Genomic DNA, 16475 nt, shown 5'->3' on the forward strand with positions numbered 1-16475 from the left:
TATCGAGTCCTCGAGCGCTCCGCGGGCGACGCCGATCGCGCGTGCGGCGGTGTGGATTCGGGCGGTCTCGAGGTCGCCCATGGCGACCTTGAAGCCCTCGCCTTCGGGGCCGACCAGGGAGTCGTCCGCGGCGTGGGCGTTGTCGAAGGACAGCTCCCAGGTCTTCCAGCCGTGGTATCCGATCTTGCGTACCGGTGTGCCCGTCACCCCGGGGGGCAGCTCTCCGCGGGGTTTGGGCATGATGAAGCAGCTGATTCCGCGGGAGCGGTGGTCGTGGTCGATCGGTGCGGTGCGGGCGAAGACCTGGAGGTAGTCGGCTCCGTCGGCGAAGGTGCACCACATCTTCTGGCCGCTGATCCGCCACCCGTCGGCTTCCTTGCGTGCGCGGGTGGACAGTGCTGCCACATCGGAACCGGCGTCGGGTTCGGAGAGGGCGAAGGCACTGAGGAACTCGCCCGTGGCCATCCGCGGCAGGTACGTTCGGCGTTGTTGCTCGGTGAAGCCGGCGGTGAATTGCTGGCCGCGAGCGATCAGGCTCGCCACACTCATCCAGGCGCGGGCCAGTTCCTCGACGATGAGGGCGTACTCGAAGACCCCGAGCCCCAACCCGCCGTATTCCTCGGGAATCAGGACACCGAAGAAGCCGAGGTCGGCCATCTTCCGGCGTAGTTCCATCGGGATCTCGCCCTTGACCGGATCGAGTTCGTTCGCCACGGGCAGCACTTCCCTGGCGGCGAACTCCCGCGCCATCGCCTGGATCGCGAGCCGCTCGTCGGTGAGATATCCGGCTCCTGACGACCCGACGTCGTCCACTACAGCAGTCATGCGGTGTCAACCCTTCATCCGTGCCTCTAGACGGCACAGTGTTCCGATATGGACCAGAATGCCGTACCGAAGCCATATCGGTCAACCCCTCCCTCCGGCGAGTGCCTCGTGCCGGCACTGACGAAGCTGGTTTTCCGGTGCCGGCGAGGTTCCCGTCGGAAGCGGGTTCGCTGGTCATCGCCAGGATCTCGAGATGCTCATTGGTGAGATATCCGCTTCCTGAGGCACGAGCCTCACGCTGTGCCATTCAACTTGCGTGTTCGAGCGGTGGGGAATTGCTCGCTCTGCGAGACTGTACAGCTGTGCCGACCATTGGTACGACGTGCCGTTCTTGTTCTACTATGGTGCGAGCGCGATCCCGATGGATCGGCATGCGACGGCCACCAGCGCGTCGCGGCAACGAATGCCGAAGGCCGGCAGGAACGGATCGGTGTGGTCTCATGGGTGACCGTGACAACGGACAAGCGCCGGCACATCGGCGGTTGTCCCACGCGCTGCGCGAGCAGATCGCTGCAGGCCATTTCCACGGTGGCCGCCGGCTTCCCACTGAATTCGAACTTGCCGAAAAGTACGCATTGAGTCGGCAGACGGTGCGGCGAGCATTCTACGATCTCGTGGCGGATGGCCTTGTGTATCGAGTTCCCGGGAGGGGCACGTTCGTCTCCGAACTGGGGAGTATGCGCCTCCGGCGACTCGGCGCGATTGACGAACTGACCAACCTCCCCGCCGGCACCACCACGGAAATCGTTGCGCCTATACGACGTAGGGTTGACATCGAAGCCGCAAGCCGTTTGCGCCTCGACAGCGACTTCGTCTCCACGATCGCGTATGTACGCCGCCACGCGGGGATCGTGTTCGCGATGACGACCGTCCATCTGCCGGATCTTCACGCGCAGCACCTGTGCGGCGCCGCGGGGACGGAGCCAGGCGCGGTCGGAGTGCACACGATCATCGGTCTTGTGGAACCCCACCTGGAGTTTCCCGTTGTCGAACTCGTGCAGTCGATCACGGTGACACGAGCTGCCGAGGAGATCGCCCATCACCTCGACTGCCCCATCGGACATCCGCTACTGCGCGCCGATCGTGTGTATGCCGACTCGGAGAGCCGGGCAGTGGAGCTGGCGGTCAGCTACTACTTGCCCGAGCACTACACCTACCGAATCACCATGGGCAGAAGTTGAGGACGGGTGGCTGGTCGACTCGCCCCGGTCGCTGACTTGCATGTCATGGGCTGAACACGCGACAGCAGGAAAGGGTCGGACGAGATGAGCGTCGACCTCGGGTTCGGCGCGGAACAACGGGTCCTTCTCGGGCCGTGGGGCGGGCCCGAGAAGGAGTGAATCCCGTCCCAGCGCCCGGATGCCTGGTATTCGGCTAGGCGGGCAGAGGAGAATGCCCGATCAGGATTCTTCGCCCGAAATATCGCTGCGAAACGTTTCCGGTACCGAAATGGCTCCCAGAAGCGTAATGATCGCAGTGGCCACGATGTACCACGGGAAGTACTGGGAGTAACCGGCATTGGCCAGGCTCGTGGCCACGAGGGGGACCGTTCCACCGAAGATTGCCACCGAGAGTGAGTAGGGAAAGCCCAGGCCGCTCACTCGCACGTGCGGTGGGAAGTTTTCTACCATCACAGCTGACGTGATCGAGGTGCAGAAGCTCAACAACAGTAGCCCGATGAGCTGGATGACTATAAGTACCGCAATGTGTGAACTTGTGATCGACAGCAGGAAAGGTGTCACAATTACGGTGCCGATGCCGAATACGTACATGCATGGTTTCCGCCCATATCGATCGGAGATCAACCCGGCCACTGGCTGCGCCGCAGTGTAGAGAATGAGTGTGATAATTCCGACCGTCATTGCGGTGGTGGCGGAGGCGCCGTTCTGGATCTGGAAGTACGTTGTCAAGTACGTAGCCCAAAAGTATTGTCCAACACCCATTCCGGTTGCGATTGCGAACACGATGAGCGACTGCTTGGGGTAGCGCTGAAGAGCATCGAGTGGATTGCGGTTGACCGGTGTCGTGCCGCCGTCGGAGGCGGTGGTTTCGAGCGTTTCTTGCGTCCCGCGGCGAATGTACCAGGCGACGACCGCGGCCAAGGCGCCGACGGCGAAGGGGATTCGCCAACCGTAATCCCGCATCGCCTCTTCACCGATGAGCGCGACGAACACGGTGATGAAGGCCAGGCATACCAACTTCCCTATGCCCGAAGCAACAAACATGAAGCTCGAGTAGAAACCACGTCGGCCGGTGGGGGCGGATTCGACGATGAAGGCACCCGCAGTCGTGTACTCGCCTCCAGCGGACAATCCCTGCAAAATGCGGGCAACAGTGAGGATTATGGGCGCGGCGACACCGATCTGGCTGTACGTGGGGCAGACGGCGACCAACAGGCTGCCGCCGGCCATGAGGCTGATAGTGAGGCTCAAGGCCCGCCGACGGCCGTACCGATCTGCAAACCGCCCGACGAAGAGTCCTGCCAGCGGACGTGCGAGGAACCCGACGGCAAATACCCCGAATGCGCTCAACAGCGGTACCAGTCCCGAGGACTCGGAGGAGGGGAAGAAGGAAGATGCGAAATAGACCGCAAGATACGAGTAGGCGAGGAAATCGAAAAACTCGACCGAGTGCCCGATGGTGCCGGCGATCAACTGTCGCCTCGGGTTCACGATGGCGGTTTTATCGGATGCTTCTATTTTCATTGCGCAGTGACTTTCTACGAAGGACGTTGCTCGTGGTTCCAGGAGGCTCGTGGTTGCATATGGCTCGATGAGGCTCCTTTCGTGGGCGAGTTCGAGACACTGTCCATCCCGGGCCCGTGGACTTCGATGCATGGGATGCACCTCTACGAGTGCAGGGCTGATCGTTCAATTGCTCCCGTTTCGGTGTGGTACCTCAGGGGAAGGAACATCGCATCGGGACACTCTGCAGGTGGAGCGAGTTCGTCACGGAAGCGCAGCAAGTGGAGCAGGCATCAAGTGTGCTACATAGCGGCACGCTGTGTCGCAGAGAAGTATCGTGCCTCGGATCACGCTCTGTCAAGATCGGTTCATCAGGGTTCGACCGGGAGTGAAGTGTGTCGGCTGATAGGCCGAGTGGACGGCCGAACAGTGGGGCATGCATGTGAGTGCGAAGCGAACTTTCCGTGACCCGGACTCCACTTCTTGTTGACCGTGCCGCTCAACGGTATGGTGTGCTGATAATGACCTAGCTAGGCGCAACGGGCGTTCTGGTGGGAAAAGGAGCGGGTTATGACGATTGCGTCGCACGAATCAACCAGTGCCAGCGCGCGCGATCTCGCAAGGTGGGCGGCCGGTATCGAGCCAGGGTCCGCGGATCTCGAACTCGCTCAACGCGCTCTGGTCGATACCGTTGCAGTGACCCTGGCTGCACTGGATGATCCGGTCGCTGCATGGACGGATGGTCTGCCGGCTGCGCTGCGTTGGGCAGCGGTGGGGCACGTGCTCGATTTCGACGATCTTCACATACCGTCCACGACGCACATCAGTGTGGTGTGCGTTCCCGCCACTTTGGCAGCGGGCGGCGGTGGGCGGGAGTACCTGGCGGCGGCGGGTGTGATGGCGCGTCTTGGTACCGCGCTTGGTTGGAACCACTACGTGCAGGGATGGCACACTACCGCGACGGTCGGGGCCATCTCGGCTGCTGTTGCGGCGGGGCTGTCTCTCGGGCTCGATTCCGACGGTATTGCCACTGCCATGGCGCACGCCGTCCCCGGCGCAGGGGGCGTTCGCCAAGCCTTCGGCACCGCAGGAAAATCGATGCAGGTCGGATTCGCTGCCCAGGTCGGTGTGCGTGCGGCCAGGCTCGCCTCGGCCGGCGCGACTGCAGACCCTCGTGCTGTCGATGAATGGTTCCGGCTCGTCGGAGGGCGGAGGTCCCCGCAACTCGACGGTCCCATCATTCCGGACGGACTCGGGTTGAAGCTTCACCCGTGTTGTTACGCGCTCCAGCGTCCTATCGCGGCGATCCGGTCGCTCGGCCGGCTACCGATTGACGACATCGCACGCATACAGGTGCGCACTCCACACAGTGCAGTCTTGCCGTTGATCCACAACGATCCGAGTTCGGGTCTGGAAGGCAAGTTCTCGCTGAACTACGGTATCGCCGCCGCCCTGTTGGACGGGTTCCCCGATATCAGAAGCTTCACCGATGCTGCTGTGCAGCGGCCGGAAGTTCGGAGCATTCTCGACAGAGTCAGCATGGTTGCTGAGCCCGTGGGGGAAGGGGTGCTCGATGGGGAGTGCTCGGTAGTCGTCGAACTCCGCGACGGATCACATCTCGAGGCCGTGGTTGAACTGCCTATGGGACATCCGTGCAGGCCTGCATCCGCCGCGGATGTCGAAGCCAAAGTCCGGGGGTGTGTTGGTGACGAACGCGCAGTCGAGATAATGGAACTGGACTGGAGTTCGGCAGCGGAATTGTTGCACCGCAATCTGCCAGGCGGTGTCAACTGAGGGACCCGCTCCGGATGGCCCGATCCGCTCGGGCGTCTCACACACTCCTCAGGTGGGCAGCTCCGCCCCGGACTGTTCGGCGGCCATGTACTCGGCATACCAGTCGGGCCAATTCGGGTCTTCTTCACCGGTGCGCTCTTCGTGCCGGCCGTGGGCAGCCGCCGCGCGCCGCATGGCGGTCGCCAGGTCGCGTGCAGAGCCGAACGAGGTGACGGCGGTGTCGATGCGCCCGGGGAGTCTGGTGGTGATCTCTTGCAGCACCCAGGCGTTGCCGTCGGGATCGCTGAACGACGCCAGTGAGAAGTAGCTGCGACGGTCCGGGTCCAGCCCGTCGCCCGGGCCGTCCGTGCCGAGGTGGAATACGGTCACCTCGATGTCGGCGGCGTCCAGTTGGTCACGCGCAGCCTCGATGTCGGAGACTATGAGGTATCCCTTGGCGGAGCCGGGTGCGGCCGTGGTGAGGTCGGCGCCGAAGTGGATCGAGGCGGCGGCGCCGGGCGGGGTGAATTGGACGACGCCGGAGCCGGGCGGTGTGACGTCTTGTCTCCAGCCGAGCTTGGTGTAGAACGCGGTGGCGCGGTCGACATCCGTGACGGGGATGACGATGACCTCCAGCTTCATGTCGACTGGCGCGACGTGCGTGTTGCCGGTGGCCTCGTCGGTGTGAACTTCGTTCGTGCTCATGAGTTGCCTCTCTGGTTGTGTGGGGATTGATCGGGGTGGGTTCTGTGGGCCACCCACGTTTCGTCGTGTGGTCGTCAGGAGACGAACTGCTGACCACCGTCGATGTCGTAAGTCGCGCCGGTGAGCGCGGTGTTGCTCATGATGTGGACGGCCAGTGCGGCGACGTCGGCGGGGCTGACGACGCGGCCGATCGGCAGCGTTGACCGCAACTCGTTCCGGCGCTCGTCCAGCCGATCTCCGAGCAGCGATGCCGACAGTGGGGTGTCGACGAAGCCGGCGGCGATGAGGTTGACGCGAACCGGCGCGAGCTCGAGCGCGAGGGCCGCCGTGAACGGGGGCAGTGCGGCGGTGGCGGCGGAGGCGATCCCCAGGCCGTTACCGATGCGGCGGCCGCCGGTCCCGCCCATGAGTAGCAGCGTGCCCCCGGGCCGCATCTTGCTCGCCGCGTTGCGTGCGACCTCGAGGCCCAGCACCACGTGTCCGCTGAGCTGCTCGCGCACCTCGTTGGAGTCCATCTCGAGCAGTGGCGCGTAGCGCGGGCCCCCGGCCGTGACCAACACATGGTCGATCGGTGTCGGCAGGTCCTGGAAGAATTTCGTCAGGGAGGCCGTGTCGTTGGCATCGAACGCCGCGGTGCGCTGAGTGCCGACTTCGGTCGCTGCTTGCTCGAGCCGGTCGGGATTGCGGCCGGTGAGGATGCCATCGGCACCCTCGGCCCGGGCGCGGCGAGCCGTTTCGAGTCCGATGCCTGCGCTGCCGCCGATCACGACGACGGTTTGTCCGGCCAGTTCCGGTTCGCGCTGGATGGCGACGGGAGTGGTTTCGCTGGTCATGATTTCTCCGATCGGTAGCGTCGGCCGCCGATTGCCTGGATGGTCGCGAACAGAGCTCTCGTCGGAGGGCACGTCGCAGCTCCGGCATCGGCGGGATAGACAGTCGCCGGTCGGCGTCCTCTCACGAAATGCTTCTACAGTCGTCGCGACCGGGCAAGGGGTGCACTCAGCGCCGGACCGGGGCAGCGCACGGCGACAGATCGACCTCGAGACAAGACGGCCTCGCGCTGCACCCGCCTCCCCGTCGCGAGTCCTCGCTCGCGCTGGCGCCGATTGGGTCGACGACGCGACAGTCCTTACGCTCACCGACGGCGGCGGCCGAGTGGATTGACCTAGGGGTGGGGGAGCGGTTTCGCGTTCCGGGTGTCGAGTATTGCTGTCATCAGCGCGATTTCGTTGCTTTGCTCTCGGATCATCCCGAGCGCGATGCGGCGGATCGGTTCCGAGGCAACCGCGTGGGTTGCCGCCTCGGCCATGTCGACGCCCCCTTGGTGGTGGCGAATCATGAGCTGCAGAAACAGTGTTTCGGCGTCCGCTCCACGCCGGCCGGCGAGCTGGGCGAGTTCGTCGGTGCTCGCCATCCCCGGCATCGGTGCGCCGCCGTGCTCACCGGTGACGTGATCCGAACCGTGCATCCACCGCATCGGATGGGGTGTGCTGAACGGTTCGTCGAAGAGGTTGAGCCAGCCGCGCATCGTCGCGATCTCGGAGGTCTGGGCGGCGACGATCTGGTCGGCGATGACCCGGATCTGCGGATCGACGTCTCTGGTCAGCGTCTGGGCGATCAGCACAGCCTGCTCGTGGTGCACCGACATGTCCTGCGCGAAACCGATATCCGATTCGGACAACTGGACGCCGCCGGGGCTCGGGTCGCGCGCCGACTGCAGCCACATTCCGGCCGCAATTCCAGCGACGCCGATCAACGCCGCGCACAGCAACAGGAGGACAGGTCGACGAAACCGCGAACGCCGGGCGTCACTGCCCATAGGTCGACGCCTGATTCGCCGGTGGCTGGTACACCGTGTGGTCCAACTGCAGTGCCATGAAGCCGTTGTCGCTGCACGACGTCCAGATCTGGCTGCCGTGGAATTCCGGCGGCGAGAAGCACCAGTCCGCGGACAGGTCGCCGAACGCCACCATTCCGGCGCGTGGACCGAACGCGACCCGGGGATCCGTCTGACCCTCGAAGACGGCGCGGGCGAGCGGAACGAAATTGAAGAGCGACACACCGATCAGCGACGACAGTGCGTGCGGCGAGTTGGTGAGCTGGAGGTTCCTGCCGGTCTGAGCAGGTGGGTTGTAGTAGGCGATCTCCCGGATGCTGTTCAGGTTGCGGATGTCGAACACGCGGATCCCGGACGACTCCCAAGAGCACGCGAGCGCCGTCGGGTCTGCCGGGCGGTCGACCACACAGTAGTGCGGATCGTACGAGAACAGTGACCCGCCTTGCGACGACCGTATGTTCGCGGCGGCATTGGCGGGAAGTTGGATCTCGAGCTTGATCTTCTGCACGATGTCGGCGTGCGCCGGGTCGGCGACGTCGAACACCTTGATACCACCGCCGCCGGTCTCGTCGACTGTGTAGATGTAGGGCTTTCCGCCGTAGGTGACCGGGATGCTGTGTTGATTGAAGAAGCCGTCGGTCCACAGGTAGGTGGCGATCTGCGGCACCGTGGGATACGGGTCGCCTCGTTGCACGGCGCTGATGTCGAGGACGGTGATCCCCCCGAGATTCGACAGGTACATCCGGTTTCCGTCGGGGGTGATTCCGAATCCGTGGCCGCCGACTCCGTGCAGTCCCTGCCAGACGATCCGCGGATCGGCGGGGTTTCTGATGTCGATGGCAGTGAGGAAGCCCGGTGCGGGGCCGGACACCCAGTAGGTGTTGCCGTCCGGCGCGAAGCCGCCCTCGTGGGAGATGAACGGCAGCGGCATCGTGAGGTCGGTGCCGGCACCTCGGTTGAGCAATCGGGGGTGGGCGCAGTCGGAGATGTCGTAGACGGAGAAGTAGCCGGTGCCGGCCGCGACCGGCACCGCGGTGGCTGCGAGCAAATTGCGTGCCTTGTTGACTTTCAAGCTCTCCCAGGTGCCGCCCAGCATCGCGGGTTCGTTCAGGGTCGTGGACAGCACTGGCTGCGCGGGGTTCGACACGTCGAGTACCTGGACGCCGGGCGTGGTGGGATCGAGCAGGTTTCCGGGAAAGAAGGTGCTGGTGTAGGAGCAGTGGTCGTGCGTCACCGACAGCAGGCCACCGCCGCGATCCTGCAGGGCCCCGATCAGCGACACGTTGCATCGGTAGCCCTGCGTGCTGCGGCCGTTGTTGCGATCCTCGGCCGGAACATCGCCCTGCATACCGGTTTCCGGCAGCGAACCGGGACCGCAGTCCGCGCGCGGAACAGCCGTCGAACCGACGTCGTCGAAGAAGAACGTCTCGGCCGAGGCGAGGGCGGGGCTCATCGACATCCCGAGCACGACCGACACCGCAACGGCTCCCGCGGCCACCGCCCGCCGGGCAAAGCCTGTCCGTATCCGGTCGATCGGCATGGCGAAACCTCCGAACCAGGCAGTCTGGGATCAACCTCGAAAGATTAACAACCAGTACTCGCGTTCACACACAGATTGGCCAACTCTGCCCTGGTTGAGGCACGGTCACACGAAGCCGAACATCGGGGGGAGAACCCCGACCATCAACACCGCCCACACGCCGAAGACGGGGAGGTAACGGGTCTGCCAGCGTTCGGTGGAGCTGAATCCGCGACGGCCGCGGAGGAACCCGAGGATGAGGTGGGCCGACCAGCTCAGGTTGACGAGGAGGACCAGATTCATTCCGAGTGCGGCCACCTTGTTCGGGGTGAATCCGAACTCTGCGATTCGAGTGAGCATGGCGAACAGCATGAGTAGGTCGACGGCGAGCGCACTGACGACGAGGACGAGTTGGAGGCGGTCGAACAGGTCGGGTGGCAGGTACGGGTCACGGGCGGAAATCGCGTACAGCAGCAGTCCCAGGACGACGACGAGGATGAGGTCCATCAGGATCAGCAGGTCTCGGTCGACGTCGACGATGCTGCCGGTCGTCGCGAATGCCACGAGCAGCACCAGCAGCATGAGAGTCGTCAGTGGTGTGAACACACGGGTGAGGACCGGGGCGATGTTCTCCACCACATTCTGTTTCGCCTCGACGAGCCAGGCGGCGACGATGACCGCGCCGGCCGCACCGAACGGCAGCACCCAGTCCTCGATGAACCACTCGACATCCATGTCGAGCGCGTTGAATGCACCGACCGTGAGGCCCATGAGGACACCGCCGCCGAGGGCGAGGAGGGTCAGGTAGACGACCCATTCGCCGGTGAATCGGATGAAGTCCATACGCCGCCGGTCCGACCGCCATTGGCCTCCGACATAAGCGAAGCCGACCGCGAACCACAACGCAATCGGTGCATGGATCGCCGCGATCACCTCGGTGGATCCGTTCGACGCGAACGGGAAGACGTTCAGCAGGACCGCGGCCAGGGCGAACGGCACCAGCAGTGCCGCGGCGACGCGGGGCGTCACCTGCCGTTTCCACGCGAAGTATCCGGCGAGGAACGGAAGTACGAACAGGCTGACATTGCGCGCGAAGACCTGCTCGCCGAGCGCCGCCACGCCGGCCTTGAACGCGACGGCTCCGCCAACGGCGAGCGCGAGTACGACGAACAGCTCACGGGTGGGTCGAGTGCGACCGTCGTCCGGTGCGGCAGGCATCAGCACGAGTTGCTTCCACAAGCGATCGGAATGCTCCCGCGCAAACTCACGGGAGATGTCGTCGACGTTGCCCATCCGTTTGACCGCAACCAGGAATGCCTCGTCCGTCCTCAGCCCGGCGGCGGACAGGTCCGAAATCTGATCGCGCAGATGATCTTCCATCTCGTCGGTGTCGGCGGCGGAGATCGCGCGACGGCGCTCGACGTAGCCCCGCCATTGACCGATCTGCGATTCCAGCTCCTCGTCGGTGTTCATCACGCCCACCCTTCGGCGGAGGCCGGGGGCAGCTGGACGGAGCGCCACACCTGGCTGAGGGCGTCGGCGACGACGTCCCACTGTGCGCGACGTTCTGCCAGCATCTCCCGGCCCGCATCGGTGATCGTGTAGTGCTTGCGCCTTCGACCGTTGTCGGAGGATCCCCACGACGCCGACACGTATCCCAGCCTCTCCAGGCGATGCAAAAGGGGGTACAGCATTCCGTCGGTCCACTGAATCCGTCCGCCGGACAGATCGTTGACCCGCTTCAGGATGGCGTACCCGTAGGATTCGCCGTCCGCGAGAATTCCGAGCACGAGCGGTGTCGCCGAAGCTGCCACCAGGTCCTTCTCGATATACATAGAACCCCTATCCCTAGAGCTGCTAGGGGTGAACTTAGCAGATCCGGGATCGCGCGTGCCGCGAGGACTGCCGGAATGCGAACAATCATGGACACGGAGTCTGGTTATAGATATTGTCACCATTACTGGCTTCCGTGTTGTGGACCACGTGAATCGCAGCATGACTTGTCGAGAGGACGCAGATGACACTGGATGTCTCCACCCCACGCGCGGCGAGGGCCGGTCGGCGGACCCGAGGAAAGAATCTGGGCCTGCTCACGGCCTCCACCGCGATGGACAACGCCGAGAACAGCATCACGACGGTGCTGTTTCCGCTGATGCGCGAGGCGTTGGGGCTCTCGTCGTCGGCGCTCGGCGTCATCGTGGCGGTGTCCAAAGCGGTGGGAATCTTCGCCGCCGTTCCGTGGGTGTTCCTCGCCAAGAGATTCTCGCGGCGTGCGGTACTTGCGACGTGCTCGGGATTCTGGGGCGTGTGGGTCGTTCTGGCCGGCTTGTCGAGCAGTTTCACGCAGTTCGTGATCCTGTACGGCATCGCGGCCGCGGGCTTCGCAGGCGCCGGGCCCATCGCTCTCGAGATCATGGGCGACCTCTACGACGACCGGCGGCGGGGCCGGGCCACGGGGATGCTGTACGGCGGTGTCGCGATCATCACCGGCGTGAGTGCCCCGCTGTTCGGTCAGCTGTCGGGTTTCGACGATGGCTGGCGGTACGGCTACGTCCTCTCCGGGTGTATGTGCATTCTGATCGGTGTTCTCGTCGTCGTGTTTCTCGACGACACACGGCCGGGAGGGGGTGAGCGCAGTGCCGGCGACGCGGTGGTGGAAGCGGAGGAGAAGGCGCAGAACGTCGTCGCCGGTGTGCGGGAGTTGCTGCGCATCAAATCGTTCCGCTACATCCTGGTGCAGCGGTTGTTCTCGGGGCAGAACGTGATGATGAGTTTCGGCGTCGTGTTCCTGGTGGAGGAGCGGGGATTTTCGACGGCCACCGCATCGATCGTGGCAACGCCGTTCGCGATCGGGTATCTGCTCGGAACCGTCGTTGGCGGGCGCCTCAACGACGCCGTGCACCGCCGGTGGCCCGCCAGTGGACGGGTGATGATGCTGCAGGCCAGTCAGTTGGCCTTCGCGGCAGCCGCATTCGCCGAACTTCAGATGCCGACATCGTCGATTGGATTCTTCGTCGCGATCTTCGCGGTGGTCGGGTTTCTGCAGGGGCAGGTGCCGGTGGTCAACCGTCCGTTGATCATGGCGGTGGTGCGTCCGGAGCAGCGGGCGCTGGCCTTCGCGGTGTCGCTGTCGACGGTGGAGGCGCTCGCGTACGCGGGATATGCGCTTCTGGTCGGCTATGTGGGTGATGCGATCGGCTTGCAGGGCGCCCTCCTGCTGGTGACCGTCGTGCTCACCGTCGTGAACGGGTTGTGCTCGGGTCTGCTGTACCGGCCGTATGCGCGAGACAGTGCCGCGGTGCGCGACGCTCCGGTGGTGCCGTCGTCCTTACGAGGGTGAGCCGTCGAAGCCGGATGCCCAGTAGCGCCCGCGCAGCGACAGTTCCAACAGCATTTCGGTGACTGCTTCGGGTGTGAGCGGTGGCGGATCGGATTCGAGCCACCACTGCAGCACGGCTACTTGCTCGCCCACCCAGGCTCGCGACAGCACTTCCATGTCGATGCGGGGTGTGACCCCGTTCGCGGCGGATCGGGCCGAGAAGATCTGGGCGGCAAGGGCGGTGCGTTCGTCGAGGAATCGGCGCAGTGCGCGTCCGTCGCCTTCGCCTCGGAGTACGACACGGTAGGCGTCTCGTTCCTCGGCGGCGTGCCGGAACATCTCGAGCACCGGCTTGCCGGTGAACCCCACCGAGGAGTCGGACACGAGGGGTTGCAACCGCTCCTTCAAGTCTTCGCCGAGGTCGGAGACGATCTGGGCGAGCAGTTCGTCCTTGTCCGTGTAGTGGGTGTAGAACGTCGCGCGACCGACATCGGCGCGTTCGGTGATGTCCTCCACGGTGACTCCGGAATAGCCCCGTTCGAGCACGAGAGACACGAGTGCGTCGCGCAGCAGTCTCTTGGTGCGGCGCACACGCCGGTCTTCGGTGGCCACAGTGGCTTCGTCCTCTCGCCTCACACCGGCCGTTTCGTTTCGCGCCGGACGCTCCCGTCAGCATAGAGCACCCTTGACATTGCGACCGATGCTGGACAATATGTCCAATAACGATCAACACGTCGATCATGGAGACTGCATGAATCTCGGTACCTACCTCACCAGGAGTGCGAAGTTCCGGCCGGACAGCGAGGCCGTGGTGTGCGGCGACCGTCGCCTGAGCTACCGGGAACTCGACGACTCGACCAACCGTCTCGCGTCCGCGCTGATGCGCACCGGCCTCGGAATCGGCGACGCGGTAGCCACTTTTGCCGGCAACTGCGGAGAACTCGTCGTGACCGAGATGGCCGTGTGCAAGGCCGGATTCGTGCGCGTGCCCGTCAACGCGCGCCTGGGAGCAGACGAACTCGGTCACGTCCTGCGCGACGCGAACGTCAAGACGCTGTTCGTCGACACCGCGCACGCCGACGTCGCGTTGAAGGTTGTCGCGGATCTGGGCCTCGACATCGCCGTCTACGACTACGGGAACAGCGCACCCGGCGCGGACCGCTACGCAGATCTCCTCGCCGACGGACTCGGCGATCCCGTCGCCGCCGACCTCAGCGAAGACGCGCCCGCCGTCCTCAACTACACCTCCGGGTCCACCGGAAAACTCAAGGCCGCCGTGCAGACCTACGGCAACCGACTCGCTAACATGCGCAAACGCTTGATGAGCCCCACGGGCGCGCCCACCGAGACGGATCGGTACCTGGCCCCGGGACCGATCACCCACGCCTCCGGGATGATGATGCTCGGCGTGCTCGCCCGCGGCGGCGCGGTCGTCATCCTGCCTGACTTCGACACCGAGTTGTTCCTTCGCACCATCGAGAAGGAACGCATCACCACCACCTTTGTCGTTCCGACGATGCTCAACATGCTGATGGACCATCCCGCCGCGAACGACGTCGACCTGTCGAGCCTGCGGTGCGTCGGCGTGGGCGGCGCCCCGGTCTCACCGCAACGGCTCCGCGACGCCGTCGCGATGTTCGGCCCCGTCATCATGCAGGGATACGGTCTCGGGGAAACCACGAGTGGTATCACCGTGCTCACCTACGACGACGTCGCGCGAGGCGTCGAATCCGATCCGGAACTGCTGATGTCCTGCGGGCGACCGGTATTCGACACCGAGGTTCGCGTGGTGGACGACGCAGGCAACGAGCTGCCGGCCGGCGGGATCGGCGAGATCGTCGCGCGCGGCCCCGACTGTGTGCGCGAGTATTGGCACGAACCGGATCTGAGCGCGGAGACGTTCGTCGACGGCTGGGTCCACACCGGGGATGTCGGGTACTTCCGCCACGACGGATACCTGTTCATCGTCGACCGCAAGAAGGACATGATCATCTCGGGCGGGTTCAACATCTACTGCAGCGAGGTGGAAGCCGTGCTGTACGAGCACCCGGCCGTGTCCGGCGCGTGCGTCGTCGGTGTCCCCGACGAGAAGTGGGGCGAGGCAGTCAAAGCGGTCGTGGTCACGCGGACCCCGGTCGCCGAGGACGAGCTGATCGAGCACTGCGCCGAACGCCTCGCGCGGATGAAGAAGCCCCGCTCGATCGACTTCGTCGACAGCCTCCCCGTCAACCGCAACGGCAAGATCGACCGCAAGTCGGTGCGCGAATGCTATTGGGCGCAGGCCGCCCGCCACGTCAACTGAAAGCCGAGCCGTCGATGACCTTCCCCCTGAACCCCACCTACGACCACAACCCTCGCCTGCACGACCTCGTCGCTCGGCTGCGGATCTACCTGGACGGCGAACTCGCCGACTACGAACGCGAACTCGGCCTCACCGCCGAGAGCGTGTACACCCGCGAGACGCTCGAGCCGGTGTGGCGACGCAGCCGCGACCTCGGCTTCTACGGTGTCAGCCTGCCCGCGGACCTCGGCGGCGCCGGACTGTCGTTCACCGAACTCGCCGCGCTCAAGGAAGAAGTGGGCGCCTCACCGCGGGTGCTGTCGACCTCGGTACTCGGTGACATGGGCGGACCGCTGCGGGTGGGCAGCATCTTCCAGTACGCCACCGAGTACCAGATCGAGAAGTACCTGATCCCCGTCACGCGCGGCGAGCGCGCGTGCTGCTTCTCGCTCACGGAGAACGACGCCGGCTCCGACGTGCGCGGCATGCTCACCACCGCCACGCCGGACGGCGACGGGTGGCGCCTGACCGGACACAAAGTGTTCTCCACCGCCGGGCCGTTCGCGGACTTCTCCATCCTCATCGCGAAGATGGCAGACGACGGCGACACCGGCCCGCGCTACTCCGCGTTTCTCGTCGACCTGGACACCCCGGGATGCACGGTGCAGCAGGGCGAGACCCCGATGTCGGGCCAGCACATCGAGGCCGACATCGTTCTCGACGACTGCTACGTCGGACCGGAACAGTTGCTCGGAGAAGTGGGGCAGGGGCTGAAGATCGGGCTCGGACGCGTCACGGTCAACCGGCTCCTACACTGCCCGACGGCGCTGGGCGGGGCACGCCGAGCCCTGGAGTTGTCCGTCGACTACGCCCGCACCAGGCAGGTGCAGGGCGCGCCGCTCGGCATGCTGCAGAGCATCCAGCACCGCCTCGCGGACATGGCCACCGACTTCTACGCGGCCCGGTCGATGACGTACGACGCGCTCGCCGCGCTCGACCGGGGCGAGCGGCCGCGGATCGAAGCCTTCATGTGCAAGCTGTTCGTGGCGGAGAAGGCTTTCGCGATCGCCGACGCCGCCGTGCAGATCCACGGCAAGTCGGGCGTCGTCCGCGGCAGCGAGGTGGAGTCGCTGTTCCAGCGGCTGCGGATGTTCCGGATCCTCACCGGGTCCTCCGAGATCCAGAAGAACGGCATCGCCCGATTCCTCCTGCTCCCGTGAGCGCCGACACGGAGACGGAGCCCGACTTCCGGTTCACGCTCGCCAACGAGCGGACCTTCCTGGCCTGGATCCGCACGGCACTCGCACTCCTGGCGGGCGGGGTCGCGGTCAGCCAGTTCTCCCTGCCGCGCGGCGGGTCCGCGTTCCACGACGCGCTCGGCGCGGTCTGCATCCTGCTGGCCGCCCTCGTCGCGGTCGGTGCGCTGCTGCGATGGCGGTCGGTGCAGTCCGCGATGCGCCGCGGCGTGCCGCTACCGGCATCGCGTCTGGCTCCGGCCGTGGTCGGCGGTGTGTGTCTCGCCGCCGCGCTCG

General features: G+C 65.1%; 15 protein-coding genes. 6 read left to right on the plus strand and 9 right to left on the minus strand.

What is annotated here, in order from left to right; genetic code table 11:
• A partial coding sequence (locus tag RJ1_RS42425) for an acyl-CoA dehydrogenase family protein (protein WP_073370233.1) occupies nt 1-825 on the minus strand: 825 nt, incomplete at its 3' end.
• 440 nt (nt 826-1265) lie between these two features.
• On the opposite strand from RJ1_RS42425, the gene RJ1_RS42430 reads away from it, so the two are divergent.
• A complete protein-coding gene (locus RJ1_RS42430) occupies nt 1266-2006 on the plus strand; it encodes a GntR family transcriptional regulator (RefSeq protein WP_073370198.1) in 741 nt (246 codons plus the stop codon).
• Nucleotides 2007-2225: 219 nt separating this feature from the next.
• Here RJ1_RS42430 and RJ1_RS42435 read toward each other — a convergent pair whose 3' ends face one another.
• Nucleotides 2226-3530 (minus strand): MFS transporter, encoded by a 1305-nt coding sequence (locus RJ1_RS42435; RefSeq protein WP_073370201.1) that lies wholly within the window; start codon nt 3528-3530, stop codon nt 2226-2228.
• A 549-nt stretch (nt 3531-4079) separates the two neighbouring features.
• Here RJ1_RS42435 and RJ1_RS42440 point away from each other — a divergent pair.
• Nucleotides 4080-5303 (plus strand): MmgE/PrpD family protein, encoded by a 1224-nt coding sequence (locus tag RJ1_RS42440; RefSeq protein ID WP_073370204.1) that lies wholly within the window; start codon nt 4080-4082, stop codon nt 5301-5303.
• Nucleotides 5304-5351: 48 nt separating this feature from the next.
• On the opposite strand, the gene RJ1_RS42445 is transcribed toward RJ1_RS42440, so the two are convergent.
• The 6 genes from RJ1_RS42445 to RJ1_RS42470 all read right to left on the minus strand — a co-directional run bounded on the left by RJ1_RS42445 (nt 5352) and on the right by RJ1_RS42470 (nt 11178).
• Complete coding sequence (locus tag RJ1_RS42445; protein WP_073370207.1) at nt 5352-5987, minus strand: VOC family protein; 636 nt, start codon at nt 5985-5987, stop codon at nt 5352-5354.
• A gap of 74 nt (nt 5988-6061) precedes the next feature.
• Nucleotides 6062-6820: an SDR family oxidoreductase gene (locus RJ1_RS42450; protein ID WP_073370210.1), complete on the minus strand. Its 759-nt coding sequence runs from the start codon at nt 6818-6820 to the stop codon at nt 6062-6064.
• A gap of 332 nt (nt 6821-7152) precedes the next feature.
• Nucleotides 7153-7806: a DUF305 domain-containing protein gene (locus RJ1_RS42455; RefSeq protein WP_073370213.1), complete on the minus strand. Its 654-nt coding sequence runs from the start codon at nt 7804-7806 to the stop codon at nt 7153-7155.
• Nucleotides 7796-9364 carry an LVIVD repeat-containing protein gene (locus RJ1_RS42460; protein WP_073370215.1) on the minus strand — a complete coding sequence of 523 codons (1569 nt, stop codon included), beginning with the start codon at nt 9362-9364 and terminating at the stop codon, nt 7796-7798. Before RJ1_RS42460 ends, RJ1_RS42455 begins: the two co-directional genes overlap by 11 nt.
• Nucleotides 9365-9469: 105 nt before the next feature.
• Nucleotides 9470-10816, minus strand: coding sequence for a permease prefix domain 1-containing protein (locus tag RJ1_RS42465; RefSeq protein ID WP_073370236.1), 1347 nt, complete (start codon nt 10814-10816; stop codon nt 9470-9472).
• Nucleotides 10816-11178, minus strand: coding sequence for a PadR family transcriptional regulator (locus RJ1_RS42470; RefSeq protein ID WP_073370218.1), 363 nt, complete (start codon nt 11176-11178; stop codon nt 10816-10818). Before RJ1_RS42470 ends, RJ1_RS42465 begins: the two co-directional genes overlap by 1 nt.
• A gap of 182 nt (nt 11179-11360) precedes the next feature.
• Here RJ1_RS42470 and RJ1_RS42475 point away from each other — a divergent pair, with 182 nt between their 5' ends.
• Nucleotides 11361-12683: an MFS transporter gene (locus RJ1_RS42475; protein ID WP_073370220.1), complete on the plus strand. Its 1323-nt coding sequence runs from the start codon at nt 11361-11363 to the stop codon at nt 12681-12683.
• Here the strand turns inward: RJ1_RS42475 and RJ1_RS42480 are convergent.
• The gene (locus RJ1_RS42480; RefSeq protein WP_073370223.1) at nt 12672-13274 is read right to left on the minus strand and encodes a TetR/AcrR family transcriptional regulator; all 603 of its coding nucleotides are present in this window, start codon (nt 13272-13274) and stop codon (nt 12672-12674) included. The genes RJ1_RS42475 and RJ1_RS42480 overlap by 12 nt on opposite strands.
• A gap of 139 nt (nt 13275-13413) precedes the next feature.
• Between RJ1_RS42480 and RJ1_RS42485 the strand changes: the two genes are divergently transcribed.
• From RJ1_RS42485 to RJ1_RS42495, 3 genes are all read left to right on the plus strand, one after another.
• The gene (locus RJ1_RS42485; protein WP_073370226.1) at nt 13414-14964 is read left to right on the plus strand and encodes an acyl-CoA synthetase; all 1551 of its coding nucleotides are present in this window, start codon (nt 13414-13416) and stop codon (nt 14962-14964) included.
• A 14-nt stretch (nt 14965-14978) separates the two neighbouring features.
• A complete protein-coding gene (locus RJ1_RS42490; protein WP_073370228.1) occupies nt 14979-16163 on the plus strand; it encodes an acyl-CoA dehydrogenase family protein in 1185 nt (394 codons plus the stop codon).
• On the plus strand, nt 16160-16475 hold a 316-nt coding region (locus RJ1_RS42495), incomplete at its 3' end, for a YidH family protein (protein ID WP_073370231.1). The genes RJ1_RS42490 and RJ1_RS42495, both read left to right, overlap by 4 nt.

The organism is Rhodococcus jostii NBRC 16295 (assembly GCF_001894825.1).
GTDB classification, from domain to species: Bacteria; Actinomycetota; Actinomycetes; order Mycobacteriales; family Mycobacteriaceae; genus Rhodococcus_F; species Rhodococcus_F jostii.